Origin of the sequence: Jannaschia sp. S6380, from assembly GCF_023015695.1 — a bacterium.
Taxonomy (GTDB): domain Bacteria; phylum Pseudomonadota; class Alphaproteobacteria; order Rhodobacterales; family Rhodobacteraceae; genus Jannaschia.
Genome location: NZ_JALKAS010000001.1, coordinates 1,747,143 through 1,761,891, shown reverse-complemented (window position 1 = coordinate 1,761,891; position 14,749 = coordinate 1,747,143). Strand labels below are relative to the sequence as shown.

Below are 14,749 nucleotides of genomic sequence, written 5' to 3'. Positions count from 1 at the left end.
GGGCCATCCGGCGGCATCCTCCGGCCAGCGCAAGGCGTCAGGTTCCCAGTGCGGCGGCGACGGCCCCCGACAGGCGATGCGCGTCCGCGCGCGGCAGCGGCAGATAATGCCCGCCGAGCGTTCGACCAAGTTCCGCCAGGTCCGGCTCGGGCCGGTTCCCCATGTCGACGACGATGGTGCTGCAACCCTGGCCCGCCAGGGCGCGGGCGGTCCGCGTGGCGTCGGCCCGGGCCCGCTCGCGGTCGGCGGCCCCATCCAGCGCGATGTTGGCCCGCCCGTCGGTCAGAAGCGCGATGGCCGGCGTCATGCCGCGCCGGCCTGCCGCGATCGCCAGATCCATCGCGCAGGCCAGCCCCGCGGCCAGCGGCGTGCCGCCCCCGCCGGGCAAGGCGGCCAACCGCCGCTTGGTCTGCACCAGCGATCGGGTGGGGGGCAGAAGCAGCTCGGCGCCCGTGCCGCGAAAGGCAATCAGCGCGACATGATCGCGCCGTGCATAAGCCGCGCCCAGCAACAACTCGACCGCGCCCTTGGCCTCGGCCAACCGTGCGAACGCGGCGGACCCGGATGCATCGACGGTGAAGATCAGCAACCGGTCCGATTTCTCCTCGAAGCGTTTCAGATGGATGTCCGACGGCATGACATGCACCGCCCGGCGCGTTCGCGCGGTTCTCGCGCGGATGGTCTGCCAGGGTGCGGCCGCGCGCAGGGTCGCGACGATGTCGATGGCCGCCGATCCGTCGTATCGGCCGGGTCGTGCGGGCAGCGGTCGGCCGCGCCGGTTGCCCTTGCGTCGTGCGCCCGACCCCGCGCCCCGTGCGGTCCGGCTTGCGCGTTCCGCCAGCCGGTCGAGGATGTCGGCGGGCAGGTTGGCGCGTACCGCCTCGACCAGCATGTCGCTCGGCGCGATCCGGTCGGTGTCTGCGCCCGCACTCTCGGTCCCGCCCGGAGGCGGAGTCGGGAGATCCGTCGCTTCCGTGTCGGGAAGGTGCGTGACCCGATGCGACAGGACGAGGTCGACGGCGGCCAACAGGTCCGGCTCTTCCACCGCGTCGCGCCGGTGCAACGCCGCATGCGCCCGCGCCGCCCGCAAGGTCAGAAGCGGTGCGCGCAGGCTGTCGATGCCGAACCGCATCGCGGCCAGGGCAATCGGCGCGGCAAGCTCCGGCGCGGACTGCATAGCCGCCAATCGGCGCCGCGCCCGCGCCAATGCCGGCGCACCGGTGGCGGGCCCATGGATGTCGGCCATCGCGATGTCCGCAAGATGCAGAGCAAAAGCCGCGCGTTCGGCAATGGATGCGGGGGCGGCATCCTCGTCGATCCCCTCGTCCACGGCGATGACGCAGAGGCCGCAGTCGTCCATCGCGCGCGCGATATGGACGGCGAGGTCGGGGCGCAGTCGCTCGGCCATGGGCAGAATTGCCGCGCCGGCCCCCTCGAGCAGGCCGGACCCGGACACGCGGCGACCGGCGGCGATCGTGGCGGTGACGTCGATGCCGCCGGTCAGCCGATCCGTCATGGTCGTGGGCGGCAGGCGGATGACGGGGGCGGGCAGGTCCGTCAGGCCGGCGAGGAACGTATCGCGCACCGGCCCGGCCCGCGCGCGCAGAACGACACCGCCCAGACCGACCGGATCGATCGCCAACAGGTCGCGCACGCAGGCGGCGCGCGACCATGCGGAGCGTCCCGCATCGCCCATCAGGCGAAGACGTCCTCGACCGCGCGGGCCAGCCGGGCACCGGACCCGGCCTCGTCCAGCGGATCGCGGCGCAGTCGATGGCGCAGGGCGGCCGGGGCGGTGGCGCGGACATGGGTGCGGGCCAGCGCGGTATCGTCGCGAAAGGCCGCATACGCCCGCGCCGCCTTGAGCAACGTTAGCTCACCGCGGAGCCCGTCCGTCCCAAGCTCCAGGCAAAGCTGCGCCACGTCGCGCAGGACGGCGTCGGGGGTGCGGACATGCCGGAGCGCGGCACGGGCCGCGACGATCCGTTCGCGGATGGCGGCATCCTCGGCCTGCCAGCGCAGCATGAAGGCGGCATGATCGTGGTCGTAGGCTTCCCGCCGTCGGATCACTTCGACCCGGTCGTCGATATCACCCGGTGAGGCAACGTCGACCGACAGCCCGAACCGATCCAGCAACTGGGGTCGCAGTTCGCCCTCCTCGGGGTTGCCGGACCCGACCAGCACGAAGCGCGCGGCGTGCCGGATTGACAGGCCGTCGCGCTCGACCAGGTTCTCGCCGGATTGCGCCACGTCCAGCAGCACGTCCACGATGTGATCCTCCAGCAGGTTCACCTCATCGATATAGAGGTATCCCCGGTTCGCCCGCGCCAGCAGCCCCGGCTGGAACGCCTTCTCGCCCCGGGTCAGCGCCCGTTCGATGTCGAGGGCGCCGGTCACCCGATCCTCGGTCGCGCCCAGCGGCAGGTCGATCACCGGCGTCGGACGGGTGACGACCGTGTCGCTGCGGATCTCGGCCCAGTCGGGGCAGTCCGATCGGCGGGCCGAATTCACCGGGCAGTCCTCCACCACGTCGATCGGCGGCAAGAGGGCGGCCAGCGCCCGGACCGCGGTCGACTTGCCGGTGCCGCGGTCGCCGAAGACCAGCACGCCGCCCAGCGAAGGGTCGATGGCCGTCAGGATCATCGCCTGCTTCATCTCTTCCTGGCCGACGATGGCTGCGAACGGATAGGGCTGTTTCATGATGCCTCCAGCGCGGCCAGGGGTGAGGTTCCGTTCCACGTGCCGAGATCGGAGTGGATGGCGAAGCGGGCGTAGAGCTCCTCGCGGAACCAGTCGCCCTCCCGCACGGCACGTATGGCTTCGGCATGGTGGCCCCGTCGCGCGAACCGGGCCATTGCCGCCGCGTCGGGCCAGATCGAGAAGGTGACCTGGTGCAGCCATGGGATCTCGCCGATGCCGATCTTGAAGGCCACGTCGGGGTCGCGACCGATCATGCGTGAAATCTCCGGCACCCGCCGCCAGAACCGCCACAGCCTCCTGGGACGGATGGTGGCGCGGGTCAGCGCGGCCAGCGGGCCATCGGACGTCGCGGGGGCCGGGTCGAACGGCCGCCGGCCCGACCAATCGCCCCGCGCGGCGGTCGGCGTCAGGATCACGGTCCAGTCCTCGACCGCGCGGGCCCGATAGCGGGTGAAGGGCAGGGCGGATGCAATGCGTCGGCGCGCGGTGTCGGCGTCGGGCCAGGTGGCGAGGATGGCGAAGACGGCGGTGTTCGGAACCGGCGTGAACCCTTCGCCCGTCCCCGACCCGCACAGTTTCCAGAAGCCGAGGTCCGGCACCTGTCGCAACCGCCGGGGGGCAAGTGCCATCATCGCGAACGCCCAGACACGATCGCGCAGCGACGCGAAGCGATAGAAAGAGATGGTCACGGCCTGCGGCAAGGCGGCCTCCTGAAAGTTGTCAGGCTATCCTGACATATTGATCGTTATTTTCAAGGGCACTGCAGTGACCATACCGAATTTCAGACTCATGCAAGGTTTGGGATTGTAAACTTTAGTTTACGCAAATATCTTTGACGCCATGTTCCAGCGACCCATGCCTCCTCTGCCGGATCGCGCCGCGCATGCCCTGATCATCGGGGCCGGACTCGGCGGGTTGGCCGCGGCGATGCGGCTGGGCGCCAAGGGGTATCGGGTCACCGTCCTCGACCGGCTGGACCGGGTTGGGGGGCGTGGCTCCTCCATTACGCGGGACGGACATCGGTTCGATTTGGGCCCCACCATCGTGACGGTCCCGCAGGTCTTCGAGGAGCTGTGGGCCGCCTGCGGGCGGGATTTCCGCCGCGATGTTGACCTGCGCCCGCTGGACCCCTTCTACGAGGTGCGGTGGCCGGACGGCAGCCGCTTCCGGGCGAGCGGCAAAACCGAAGCGATGATCGAGGAGGTCGCCCGCCTGAACCCCGACGACGTGGCCGGCTATGTCAGGTTCCTGCGTGAGAGCGAGACCCGCTATTCCTTCGGGTTCGAGGACCTTGGCCGCCGCCCCATGAATCGGCTGATGGAGATCGTGAAGGTGCTGCCGACCTTCGTGCGCCTGCGGGCCGACCGGTCGGTCTATGCCCATGTGGCGGCGCGCGTGCGCGACCCCCGGCTGCGGATGGCGCTGTCGTTTCATCCGCTGTTCATCGGCGGGGATCCGACGCGGGTGACGTCGATCTACACGCTGGTCAATCATCTCGAGAAGGCGTTCGGCGTGCATTACGCGATGGGCGGCGTGCAGGCGATCGCCGATGCCATGGCGGCGGTGATCCGCAGGCAGGGCGGTCAGGTTCGGACCGGCGCACAGGTCGATCGGATCCTTGTCGACGACGGCGCCGCGCGGGGCGTGCGCCTGGCCTCGGGCGAGGCGCTGGATGCCGAAATCGTGGTCAGCAACGCCGACCCGGGCCACACATACGCCCATCTGCTGCGCGACCGGCCGCGCCGGCGCTGGACCGACCGGAAGCTGACCCGCAAGACCTGGTCCATGGGCCTGTTCGTTTGGTATTTCGGAACGAAGGGCACCGCCGGGCGGTGGATTGATGTTGGGCATCACACCATCCTGAACGGGCCGCGCTATCGCGGGCTGCTCCGCGACGTCTTCCGCCACAAGACACTCTCCGAGGACATGAGCGTCTATGTCCACCGGCCGTCGGTGACCGACCCCGGCGTGGCGCCACCGGGCGACGACACGTTCTACGTGCTGTCGCCGGTTCCGCATCTGGGGGGCGATGATCCGGTCGACTGGGACGCCATGCGCGAACCCTATCGGCGGCGGATGGTCCGCGTCCTGGATCGGCTGATGCCAGGTTTCGAGGATCGGATCGGCCCGTCGATGACCTTCACGCCGGACACGTTCCGCGAACGCTATCTTTCGCCTTTGGGCTGCGGCTTCTCGATAGAACCCCGGATCCTGCAGAGCGCCTGGTTCCGCCCCCACAATATCAGCGAGGAAGCACGCGGCCTCTACCTCGTGGGTGCCGGCACCCATCCCGGCGCGGGCCTGCCCGGCGTCATCTCCAGCGCCGAGGTTCTGGCGCAGCTGGTGCCGGACGCGCCGCCGGTCGCGCATCGGATGGCGGCCGAATGATCCGCGCGGACGATCTCGCGCATTGCCGCGCCGCGATCCGCACCGGGTCGCTGTCGTTCCACGCGGCCTCGCGCCTGCTGCCGGCGCGGGTGCGTGACCCCGCGCTCGCCCTCTACGCCTTCTGCCGCCTGGCCGATGACGAGGTCGACGAGGGCCACGACAAGGCCCGCGCCGTGCTGACCCTGCGCGACCGGCTCGACCTGGCCTATCTAGGCCGGCCCCGGAACGCGCCCGAGGACCGCGCCTTTGCCGCCATCGTCGCGGAATACGACATGCCCCGCGCCTTGCCCGAGGCTCTGCTGGAAGGTCTGGCCTGGGACGCGGCGGGCCGCCGATATCGCACGATGTCGGAACTGCATGCCTATGCCGCGCGGGTCGCCAGCGCCGTGGGTGCGATGATGTGCGTGCTGATGCGGGTCCGCGACCGCGGCGCCCTCGCGCGGGCCTGCGATCTGGGCGTCGCGATGCAACTGACCAACATCGCGCGCGATGTGGGCGAGGATGCCCGCGCCGGCCGCATCTACCTGCCGCTCTCCTGGCTGGAGGCGGCGGGCCTGTCGCCCGCGGCGTTCCTGGCGGACCCGGCCGCCACGCCTGCCGTTCGCGTGATGGTGCGGCGTCTGCTGAGCGAGGCGCGGCGGCTGTATGTCCGCGCCGATGCCGGCATACCGGCCCTGCCGCCCGATGCACGCATGGGCATCTATGCGGCGCGCCACATCTATTGCGGGATAGGGGCCGCCATCCGGCGCAACGGCTGCGACACGATCTCGCACCGCGCGCGGACCGGCAGGGCCCGGAAGCTGGCGCTGATCGCCCTGTCTGCGGGTCGGACCGGCAGCAGCCTGGTGCTGCCGCGATCGCCGGTCATCTATGCCCGGCCCCTGCCCGAAGTCGCGCATCTGGTCGACGCCGCCGCCCGGACCGAACCCCGTGCCGATTGGGGCGAAGGGCGGACGGGTGCGCTGCTGTCGGTGCTGGCCGACCTCAAGGCGCGTGACAGCGGGGGCGGGACGACCTATCTGACCTGATGGTTCGTTTCGCCCGGAGGCTGCCTTGGATCTTTTGTTCTTCCTGCTGTTCCTGGCCGCCTGCGGGGCGACGGCCGCGACGGGCGCGCTGTTCCCGCCGGGCGCCTGGTACGACCGTCTGGCCAAGCCGTCCTGGGTTCCGCCGGACTGGCTCTTCCCGGTCGCCTGGACGACGATCCACCTGCTGATCTCGGCGGCGGGGGCCTATGTCGCGCAGATGAATGGAAGCGGTCTGGCCCTGGCCTTCTGGGCGCTGCAGTCGGCGGCCAGCGCGCTCTGGACACCGGTGTTCTTCGGACTTCGGCGGATGAAATCGGCGCTGCTGGTGGTCGGTGTTCTCTGGCTTGCGGTCCTCGGGGCGACGATCGCGCATTGGCAGCTCAGCCTGTGGGCGGGCCTGGCGTTCCTGCCGTATCTGGCTTGGGTCACGGTCGCGACCGCGTTGAACGCGGCGATGATCCGCCTGAACCCCGACGTGCGGCCGCTGCGCCCCGATCAGGCCTGATCCGTCGGCCAACCCCGCCGACGCGGCACGCGAAGTGCCAGCATCGGCTTGATGAGCGGCGAGGCGAAGCGGCGCAGGTCCAGCGCCTCATGCACGCCACGCAGCCGCGCGCCGTCGATGGTCGTGGCGACAACCGATCTTGCATAGAAAGGCGCGTCGAGCATCGGCATGACCTGACGCGGTACCGTGCCGGGATCCGCACGGGTCGCCCGGCGCACGCCCCAACCGCTGCGCCGCATCGCCGTCCGCGGCGGCGCCGTCGCAGCCCGCGCGGTGCCGTCGGCCGCAAAGCGGAACGCCGCGTCGAGCGATGTGCCATCGCTGCGTGCGGCGTCATAGACGACGAGCGCGCCGCCATCCGGCGTCGGATACCGGCCCCAGGTCCAGAAGTCGAAATCGCGTTCCAGGGCGCGGTCGCCGAAATTCGCATCCAGATAGCCGTGCCCCTCCCACTGCCATCCTTCCGCCTCCAGATCGACCGCGATCCGCGCGACCGGGGCGAAGGGGCGCCAGACATGGCCGCCGGATCGCGACAGCGACAGCTCCACCCCCGTCACCGCGCCGGGCGTCAGCGTGACCGTGCCCCGGATGCGCCCGATGCGAGGGGGCGATGCGATCTCGTCCAGATCCATGACCAGCCGGTCGCCATGCCACCGCATTTCGGACGGACCGACGGTCAGGGCGTCGGGCGACTGCCGCAGTGCCGCGCGGCCGCGATCGGTCATCGCGAAGCGCCCGGCCGGCCCGTAGGTCGCGACGTTGATGCAGCAGTGATCCTGCGGCGAGCGTCGACCCGACCACGCGTACCAGGGCGAGAAGACGGACCCTATGAAGCCGATGACCGAGATGGCGCGCCGGCCGTCATCGCTGATCCCGTCGACATACCACCAGGCATAGCCGCCGGGCGGGACGTCGACGTCGAAGGCAGGTCCCGAAGTATCGCTGCGGCCGCGTGCCGGCCGGAGAGGGTCGCCATCGGCACCCCGGCCCCGGGATGCGTCCCCCCGCCCGCCAGATAGAGTCCGGGTATCCGGCTGCGCGCCGTCGGTCGCCGGAACGTCGCATCGAGCCCCTGCGGCGCCCGGCCGTAGAGCGCGCCCAGGCTGTGCGGGAAGAGTCGGTCGAAATCGCGCGGCATCGTCAGGCTTTCCGGGCCGGGCCGGGGATGGAAGGTCAGGCCGAAGCGCGCCAGCCGCGCGAGGATGTGATCGAGGCATGCGAGGTCGTTCCTTTCGCGAAGGCCCGCCGGGGCGTTCATGATGATCTCGAACCGGCCCGGCGCATTGGGCCGGTTCGCATCCTGCGCGCAGACATACAGGGTCGGGTCCTGCGGCAGGCGGGCCTGCGCCAGATCGTCGAACTCCGCCCCCGGCGCGTCGCCGAAGAAAACGTTGTGATGCGACAGCTCCACCCCCCGGGCGCGGGCCGAGAAGCTCAGGACGCAGGCCGACAGGCTGCGGGGTTCGGTCGCCCCGCGCGGCACGGCACCCGCGACTTCGGGCCCGTGTCGACCGGTCGTCAGCGCCCGGGGGTCGCCGTTGAAGATGACCGTGGTGGCCGTTCGGGGGCCGCGATCGGTCTCTACAATAAGGCCGCCATCGTCGGACCGCCGGATCGCGCCGGCGTCGGTCCGATACTGGAACACCGCCCCTTTCCGGCGGGCGAGCGCCGCCATCGCCGCGGGCAGGGCCTGCATGCCGCCTTTCGGGGTCCAGACCCCGGACGCTTCGGCGTGGTAGATGAGCGCGAGGATCGCGGGCGCGGCATCGGGCATCCCGCCGACATAGGTCGCGTAACGCCCGAAGAGCTGTGCCAGGCGGGGGTCGTCCAGCCGATTTCGCAACATTCCAGCAAGGCTGCGATGCGGCGCCATCGCCCGTATCAGGCGCGGCCGGCGCAGAACGCGCGCCGTCAAGGCAGTGATGGAGGGTTGCGGGGACTGCATCACCGGTCCCTCGAACCCGACGAACAGGCCCGACGCGCGGCGTGCCATGGCCCGGAACTGCCGTGCCGCCGGCCGGCCCATGGCAGCGGCGACATGCCCGACGTTCTGTTCGGCATCGTCGGTCAGGTCCAACCGCGTTCCGTCCGGCCAGAAATGTCGCGCGATGATTGGCAGGCGGGTCAGCTCGACATGATCGGACAGCCGCTCCTCGACCGAGGTGAACAGATCCTCGAACACGTCGCGCATGGTCAGGACCGTCGGGCCGGAATCCACGGGGCCGGCCGGGGTGTCCAGGGTCCGGATCTTGCCGCCGGGATGGCCGTGTCGTTCCAGGACGAGCACGCGGCGGCCATGATGCGCCAGACAGAGCGCAGCGGCGATCCCGCCGATCCCGGCGCCGATCACCATGACGTCGTAATCTTCCGCCATTCGCCTCATCCTCTCGGTGGAATTGTTGACTCGAACTGGCAAAGTGTCCAGTTTGATTTACACAACCGGGGCAGTTTGCGCTTCCGTTTGTTTACACAAGGGGCGCGTGATGACCGTCAGTACCCGTATCGAACCCACGATCCTCGGCGCCTTGCGGCATGTCCGATCCGGTGCCCCGCCCGCGCGGCTGGCGGCGGCCATCGACCATGCCATCCTGCCCGGGGGCGCGCGGATTCGGCCGACCATCCTGCTGGGTGTGGCGACCGCCTGCGGCGACGATCGGCCCGAAATTACGAATGCCGCCGCTTGCGCGCTGGAACTTATCCACTGCGCGTCGCTCGTTCACGACGATCTGCCCTGCTTCGACGACGCGGATACCCGACGCGGCAAGCCGTCCGTCCATCGTGCCTATTCGGAGCCACTGGCCGTGCTGGCCGGGGACAGCCTGATCGTCCTGGCGTTCGAGATCCTCGCCCGTGCCGCCACGGTCGATCCGATGCGGTCCTCGCAGCTGGTGCTGTCACTGGCGCGACGGACCGGCATGCCGGGCGGCATCTGCGCCGGGCAGGGATGGGAAAGCGAAGCCGAGATCGACCTGGGCGCGTATCATCGTGCCAAGACCGGCGCGCTGTTCGTCGCGGCGACGCAGATGGGCGCCATCGCGGCCGGTCACGACCCCGACCCGTGGGAGGAACTGGGCCTGCGCATCGGCGAGGCGTTTCAGGTCGCCGACGATCTGCGCGATGCCTGCGGCGACGCGGACGATCTCGGCAAGCCGGCCGATCAGGATGGGCGTCATGACCGCCCCAACGCCGTGCGGGAACTGGGTCTGGACGGTGCCGTCGCGCGACTGAAGGACATATTGGGCGGGGCCATCGCCTCGATCCCGTCCTGCCCCGGCGAGGCGATGCTGGCCCGCATGGTGCAGGCGCAGGCGCGTCGGTTGATGCCGGCCACCACATCGGTCGCACCGGGCGCCCTGGGCCGGAATGGTCACGCTTGACGGACCCCCGCCGCGGCGGCGCGCCTGGCCCCTGACGGGCTGGCGCGCGCGGCTGATCGCCAATCCGAGGTTCCAGAATTGGGCGGCACGGTTTCCGCCGACGCGCGGGCTGGTTCGACGCGACGGGGCGGCGCTGTTCGACCTGGTGGCCGGGTTCTGTCACAGCCAGGTTCTGGCCGCGCTGGTCGAGTTCGACGTCCTCGCGCCCATGCTTGACGGCGATGCCACCATCGCGGATCTGGCCCAGTCGCGCGGCGTGCCGGCCGAGCGCATGCGCGTCCTGCTGAATGCCGGGGCGGCCCTGGGGCTATTGCGGCGGCGTCGTTCGGACCGGTTCGCGTTGACCCGCAAGGGCGCGGCACTCCTGGGGGTCCCCGGTCTCTGCGACATGATCCGCCATCACCGCGCGCTCTATCGCGACCTGTCGGACCCGGTGGCCTTCTTCCGGGGCGAGACGGCGACCGAGGTCGCGGCATTCTGGCCCTATGTCCTTGGCGACCGCGCCGCCGATGACGGGGCCGCGGTAGACCGCTATTCAGACCTGATGGCGCGCAGCCTGGATCTGGTCGCGCGCGACACGTTGGACGCCTGCGACCTCTCCGGTGTGAAGCGGCTGTTGGACGTGGGCGGCGGCACCGGCCTGTTCCTGGCGGCGGCGGGGCGGCGCCATCCGCATCTGCGACTGTCGCTGCTGGATCTGCCCGACGTCGTGACGTCCGGGCTCGCCGCCCTTGAGGCGCCGGACCTGCGCGATCGGGTCACCGTGCATCCCGGATCGTTCCGCGATGATCCTCTGCCCAAGGGCTGCGACGCGATCAGCCTGGTCCGCGTCCTCTACGACCACTCCGACGAAACCGTGCGCGCCCTGCTCGCCGCCGCGTACGAGGCGCTGCCCCCGGGCGGGCTGCTCCTGATATCCGAACCGATGTCGGGCGGGGCACGGCCGGCGCGCGCGGGCGATGCTTATTTTGCGATCTATACCGTGGCCATGGGGACCGGCCGAACCCGGTCCGCCGACGAACTGGCCGGGCTGTGCCGCGACGTCGGGTTTCGCGCGATGCGGCCGCAGCGGGCACCGCGCCCCTACATCACATCGGTCCTGACTTGTCGGCGCCCCTGACAAGCGCGGTGTCTAACTAAGTTGACATAATCTGATGTCCGTCTAAGCTGACAGAACGGACCTGCCGGAGTCGGGTCCATGCCGCACGAAGGCGTAGGCCGGGTTGGAGGTCGAGATGGAAAGCACGGCTGTCATACTGAACGGACCTAGGGCGATCCGCGTGGACAATCTGCCCATCGATCCGCCGGGCGACGGCGATCTAGTGGTCGATGTCACGGCCTCGGGGATCTCCTCGGGGACGGAAAAGCTGTTCTGGTCCGGGGACATGCCGCCGTTTCCGGGCATGGGATATCCACTGGTGCCGGGATACGAGGCGGTCGGACATGTCGTCGAAGCGGGATCGCGGACGACGCATAGCGTCGGCGACCTGGTCTTCGTACCCGGCGCGAGTTGCTATCGCGGCGCGCAGGGATTGTTTGGCGGGGCAGCGCGGCGTGTCGTGACCGCCGCCGACAGGGTCATGCGCCTTGATCCGGGGACCGGCGACGAAGGCGCGCTGCTGGCGCTTGCCGCAACCGCCCGTCACGCGATGGCCGGGCCCGGCCACGCCGTGCCCGACCTGATCGTCGGCCACGGCGTCCTCGGGCGATTGCTGGCGCGGCTGACCGTCGCCGCCGGCGCGCCGCCGCCCACGGTGTGGGAGATCTCGCCCGCCCGGCGCCTTGGTGCCGAGGATTATGCAGTCATCCATCCCGACGACGATCCGCGCCGCGATTACCGGTCGATCTACGACGCATCGGGCGACGCGGCCGTGCTGGACCGGCTGATCGGACGTCTGGCGCGTGGCGGCGAGGTCGTGCTGGCGGGCTTCTACGCGCAACCCGTCGCCTTCGCCTTCGCGCCGGCCTTCATGAAGGAGGCGCGCCTGCGCATCGCCGCGGAGTGGACGCGCGATGACCTGATCGCGACCCGCGCCCTGATCGAGAGCGGGAGCCTGCGCCTCGACGACCTCATCACCCACACTCGTCCCGCCGCCGAGGCCCCTGAGGCCTATGCGCAGGCGTTCGAAGACCCCGACTGCCTGAAGATGATCCTGGATTGGAGTGCGACCCCATGAGCCTCGACGTTCCGAACCTGAAGGATTTCGACCAGCGGCTGCGCGACGAGGCGGCCGAGGATCTGGCCGACATCGTGTCCGACGAGCCGACCTCCAAGACGCAGATCATCGCGATCTACGGCAAGGGCGGCATCGGCAAGTCGTTCACGCTGGCCAACCTCAGCCACATGATGGCCGAACAGGGCAAGCGCGTCCTGCTGATCGGCTGCGACCCGAAATCGGACACGACATCGCTGCTGTTCGGCGGCAAGGCATGTCCCACGATCATCGAGACGTCCTCGGCCAAGAAGCTCGCGGGCGAGGAGGTCAAGATCGGCGATGTCTGCTTCAAGCGCGGCGGCGTCTTCGCGATGGAGCTGGGCGGGCCGGAGGTCGGGCGCGGCTGCGGCGGGCGCGGCATCATCCACGGCTTCGAGCTTTTGGAGAAGCTGGGCTTCCACGACTGGGACTTCGACTACGTGCTGCTCGACTTCCTGGGCGACGTGGTCTGCGGCGGCTTCGGCCTGCCGATCGCGCGGGACATGGCGCAGAAGGTCATCCTGGTCGCGTCCAACGACCTGCAATCGCTGTACGTGGCCAACAACGTCTGCTCGGCGGTGGAATATTTCCGCAAGTTGGGCGGAAACGTCGGCGTCGCGGGGCTGGTCATTAACAAGGATGACGGCTCAGGCGAGGCGAAGGCCTTTGCCGAGGCGGTCAAGATCCCCGTACTGGCCGCGATTCCTCAGAACGACGATTTGCGCAAGAAATCTGCAAACTATCAGATCGTCGGCACCGAGGAGAGCGAATGGGGTGCCCTGTTCGCGTCGCTGGGAGACAACGTCGCGGTGGCCCCGCCGGTGCGGCCCGCGCCGCTGGACCAGGACGGGCTTCTGGGCCTGTTCGATGCGTCCGAGACCGGCGGCGACGTCGTGCTGGAGCCGGCCACGGATGCCGACATGCGCGGCAAGAACGCGGTCCGGACCGAAAGCCTGGAGGTCGTCTACGATGACGCCTGAGCGCGCCGGATACGAGGTCGGCCACGACCCGGATGGCGCCGTGACGGTCACGGCGGTCGAGGCGGGCGGCTGCCATTCCGGCGACGAGATGCGCGCGGCCGCCGCGGCGGCGGGCCAGTCCGAGATCCTGGACCAATACGCGAAGGACTATCCGCAAGGCCCGCACGACCGGCCGCAGAGCATGTGCCCGGCCTTCGGATCGCTGCGCGTCGGGCTGCGGATGCGGCGGACGGCCACGATCCTGTCGGGCTCGGCCTGCTGCGTCTATGGCCTGACCTTCGTGAGCCACTTCTACGGCGCGCGGCGCTCGGTCGGCTATGTCCCGTTCAATTCCGAGACGCTGGTGACGGGCAAGCTGTTCGAGGACATCCGCGAATCCGTGCACGAGATGGCCGACCCGGACCGGTTCGACGCCATCGTGGTGACGAACCTCTGCGTGCCGACCGCATCCGGCGTGCCGCTGCGGCTTCTGCCGACGGAGATCAACGGCGTGCGTATCGTGGGGATCGATGTGCCGGGCTTCGGCATCCCGACCCATGCCGAGGCGAAGGACGTCCTCGCCGGTGCGATGCTGAACTATGCCCGCGCCGAGGTGGAGGCCGGGCCGGTGCCCGCGCCGGTCGGCGGCAAATCGGACCGGCCGACGGTGACGCTTCTGGGCGAGATGTTCCCGGCCGATCCGATGATGATCGGGCGGATGCTGGAGCCGATGGGCCTCGCGGCGGGGCCGGTGGTGCCGTGCCGCGAATGGCGGGAGCTTTACGCCGCGCTCGATTGCGGGGCGGTAGCCGCGATCCATCCGTTCTACACCGCCGCGATCCGGGAGTTCGAGGCGGCGGGCCGGCCGATCATCGGATCCGCGCCGGTGGGCCATGACGGCACCGCCGCATGGCTGGCGGCGATCGGGGCGGCATTCGGGATTTCCGCCGGGCAGATCGAGGCGGCGCAGAACGCGGCCCTGCCCGCGATCAAGGGCGCGCTGGCCGGGGCACCGATCGACGGGACGATCACCGTCTCGGGCTACGAGGGCAGCGAGCTTCTGGTGGCGCGTCTGTTGATCGAGAGCGGCGCGGACGTCCCCTATGTCGGAACGGCCTGCCCGAAGACGCCGTGGTCCGAGGCGGATGTCGATTGGCTGACGGCGCATGGGGCCGAGGTGAAGTTCCGGGCCTCGTTGGAGGATGACCTGGCCGCGATGGAGGGGCTGCATCCGAACCTTGCCATCGGGACGACGCCGGTGGTCCAGAAGGCGAAGGCGCTGGGGATTCCGGCACTTTATTTCACAAACCTGATCTCCGCGCGGCCCCTGATGGGCGTGGCCGGGGCCGGGTCGCTGGCCGAGGTGGTCAACGCGGCCATCGGGAACGGCACGCGGATGACCGACATGAAGGCGTTCTTCGAGGGTGTGGGCGAGGCCGATACGGCCGGTATCTGGGAAGGCGCGCCGAACCTGCAGCCGCAATTCCGGGCGCTGAACCTCAAGAAGATCGAGAAGCGCAAGCGCGCGGAAGCGGCGGAGGCGATGATATGACCCGCCATTCCGGTTCGCGGATGCCCATCGGACGTGACGGAGATG

13 protein-coding genes are annotated in these 14,749 nt (G+C 70.0%); 8 read left to right on the top strand and 5 right to left on the bottom strand.

The annotated features are described in order from the left end of the window. Window positions 1-37: 37 nt before the first annotated feature. The 3 genes from MWU52_RS09045 to crtA are packed head-to-tail and all read right to left on the bottom strand — an operon-like array spanning window position 38 to window position 3,401. The gene (locus MWU52_RS09045) at window positions 38-1,696 is read right to left on the bottom strand and encodes a magnesium chelatase subunit D (RefSeq protein WP_246951237.1); all 1,659 of its coding nucleotides are present in this window, start codon (window positions 1,694-1,696) and stop codon (window positions 38-40) included. After that, window positions 1,696-2,700 (bottom strand): magnesium chelatase ATPase subunit I, encoded by a 1,005-nt coding sequence (gene bchI, locus MWU52_RS09040; RefSeq protein WP_246951235.1) that lies wholly within the window; start codon window positions 2,698-2,700, stop codon window positions 1,696-1,698. Before bchI ends, MWU52_RS09045 begins: the two co-directional genes overlap by 1 nt. Further along, complete coding sequence (gene crtA / locus MWU52_RS09035; protein ID WP_246951233.1) at window positions 2,697-3,401, bottom strand: spheroidene monooxygenase; 705 nt, start codon at window positions 3,399-3,401, stop codon at window positions 2,697-2,699. The genes bchI and crtA overlap by 4 nt, the downstream gene beginning before the upstream one ends. 154 nt (window positions 3,402-3,555) lie before the next feature. On the opposite strand from crtA, the gene MWU52_RS09030 reads away from it, so the two are divergent. Genes MWU52_RS09030 through MWU52_RS09020 form a run of 3 tightly spaced genes read left to right on the top strand, consistent with a single transcriptional unit; the run spans window position 3,556 to window position 6,621 of the window. Then, window positions 3,556-5,088, top strand: a complete 1,533-nt coding sequence (locus tag MWU52_RS09030; RefSeq protein ID WP_246952839.1) for a phytoene desaturase — start codon at window positions 3,556-3,558, stop codon at window positions 5,086-5,088. Then, window positions 5,085-6,116 carry a 15-cis-phytoene synthase gene (gene crtB, locus MWU52_RS09025; RefSeq protein WP_246951231.1) on the top strand — a complete coding sequence of 344 codons (1,032 nt, stop codon included), beginning with the start codon at window positions 5,085-5,087 and terminating at the stop codon, window positions 6,114-6,116. Before MWU52_RS09030 ends, crtB begins: the two co-directional genes overlap by 4 nt. Before the next feature lie 25 nt (window positions 6,117-6,141). After that, window positions 6,142-6,621, top strand: coding sequence for a TspO/MBR family protein (locus MWU52_RS09020; protein WP_246951229.1), 480 nt, complete (start codon window positions 6,142-6,144; stop codon window positions 6,619-6,621). Here MWU52_RS09020 and crtC read toward each other — a convergent pair. Together crtC and crtD are read right to left on the bottom strand one after the other, a co-directional pair. After that, window positions 6,612-7,493, bottom strand: coding sequence for a carotenoid 1,2-hydratase (crtC, locus tag MWU52_RS09015; protein ID WP_246952837.1), 882 nt, complete (start codon window positions 7,491-7,493; stop codon window positions 6,612-6,614). The two genes, MWU52_RS09020 and crtC, sit on opposite strands and share 10 nt — an antisense overlap. Then, window positions 7,448-8,995: a 1-hydroxycarotenoid 3,4-desaturase CrtD gene (gene crtD / locus MWU52_RS09010; protein WP_246951227.1), complete on the bottom strand. Its 1,548-nt coding sequence runs from the start codon at window positions 8,993-8,995 to the stop codon at window positions 7,448-7,450. Before crtD ends, crtC begins: the two co-directional genes overlap by 46 nt. A 109-nt stretch (window positions 8,996-9,104) precedes the next feature. Between crtD and MWU52_RS09005 the strand changes: the two genes are divergently transcribed. From MWU52_RS09005 to bchY, 5 genes are all read left to right on the top strand, one after another. Then, complete coding sequence (locus MWU52_RS09005) at window positions 9,105-9,998, top strand: polyprenyl synthetase family protein (protein WP_246951225.1); 894 nt, start codon at window positions 9,105-9,107, stop codon at window positions 9,996-9,998. Next, complete coding sequence (locus tag MWU52_RS09000; RefSeq protein WP_246951224.1) at window positions 9,985-11,118, top strand: acetylserotonin O-methyltransferase; 1,134 nt, start codon at window positions 9,985-9,987, stop codon at window positions 11,116-11,118. The genes MWU52_RS09005 and MWU52_RS09000 overlap by 14 nt, the downstream gene beginning before the upstream one ends. Window positions 11,119-11,233: 115 nt before the next feature. Continuing rightward, window positions 11,234-12,175: a chlorophyll synthesis pathway protein BchC gene (gene bchC / locus MWU52_RS08995; RefSeq protein WP_246951222.1), complete on the top strand. Its 942-nt coding sequence runs from the start codon at window positions 11,234-11,236 to the stop codon at window positions 12,173-12,175. Further along, window positions 12,172-13,173, top strand: coding sequence for a chlorophyllide a reductase iron protein subunit X (locus tag MWU52_RS08990; RefSeq protein WP_246951220.1), 1,002 nt, complete (start codon window positions 12,172-12,174; stop codon window positions 13,171-13,173). The genes bchC and MWU52_RS08990 overlap by 4 nt, the downstream gene beginning before the upstream one ends. Window positions 13,174-13,261: 88 nt before the next feature. After that, the gene (gene bchY, locus MWU52_RS08985; RefSeq protein WP_246952834.1) at window positions 13,262-14,704 is read left to right on the top strand and encodes a chlorophyllide a reductase subunit Y; all 1,443 of its coding nucleotides are present in this window, start codon (window positions 13,262-13,264) and stop codon (window positions 14,702-14,704) included. The last annotated feature ends 45 nt before the right edge of the window (window positions 14,705-14,749 follow it).

Bases quoted from the DNA above. Each gene is read 5' to 3' on its own strand.
- MWU52_RS09045 (WP_246951237.1), bottom strand. From the start codon at position 1,696: ATGGGCGATGCGGGACGCTCCGCATGGTCGCGCGCCGCCTGCGTGCGC.
- bchI (WP_246951235.1), bottom strand. From the start codon at position 2,700: ATGAAACAGCCCTATCCGTTCGCAGCCATCGTCGGCCAGGAAGAGATG.
- MWU52_RS09030 (WP_246952839.1), top strand. From the start codon at position 3,556: ATGCCTCCTCTGCCGGATCGCGCCGCGCATGCCCTGATCATCGGGGCC.
- crtB (WP_246951231.1), top strand. From the start codon at position 5,085: ATGATCCGCGCGGACGATCTCGCGCATTGCCGCGCCGCGATCCGCACC.
- crtD (WP_246951227.1), bottom strand. From the start codon at position 8,995: ATGGCGGAAGATTACGACGTCATGGTGATCGGCGCCGGGATCGGCGGG.
- MWU52_RS09005 (WP_246951225.1), top strand. From the start codon at position 9,105: ATGACCGTCAGTACCCGTATCGAACCCACGATCCTCGGCGCCTTGCGG.
- MWU52_RS09000 (WP_246951224.1), top strand. From the start codon at position 9,985: ATGGTCACGCTTGACGGACCCCCGCCGCGGCGGCGCGCCTGGCCCCTG.
- bchC (WP_246951222.1), top strand. From the start codon at position 11,234: ATGGAAAGCACGGCTGTCATACTGAACGGACCTAGGGCGATCCGCGTG.
- MWU52_RS08990 (WP_246951220.1), top strand. From the start codon at position 12,172: ATGAGCCTCGACGTTCCGAACCTGAAGGATTTCGACCAGCGGCTGCGC.
- bchY (WP_246952834.1), top strand. From the start codon at position 13,262: ATGCGCGCGGCCGCCGCGGCGGCGGGCCAGTCCGAGATCCTGGACCAA.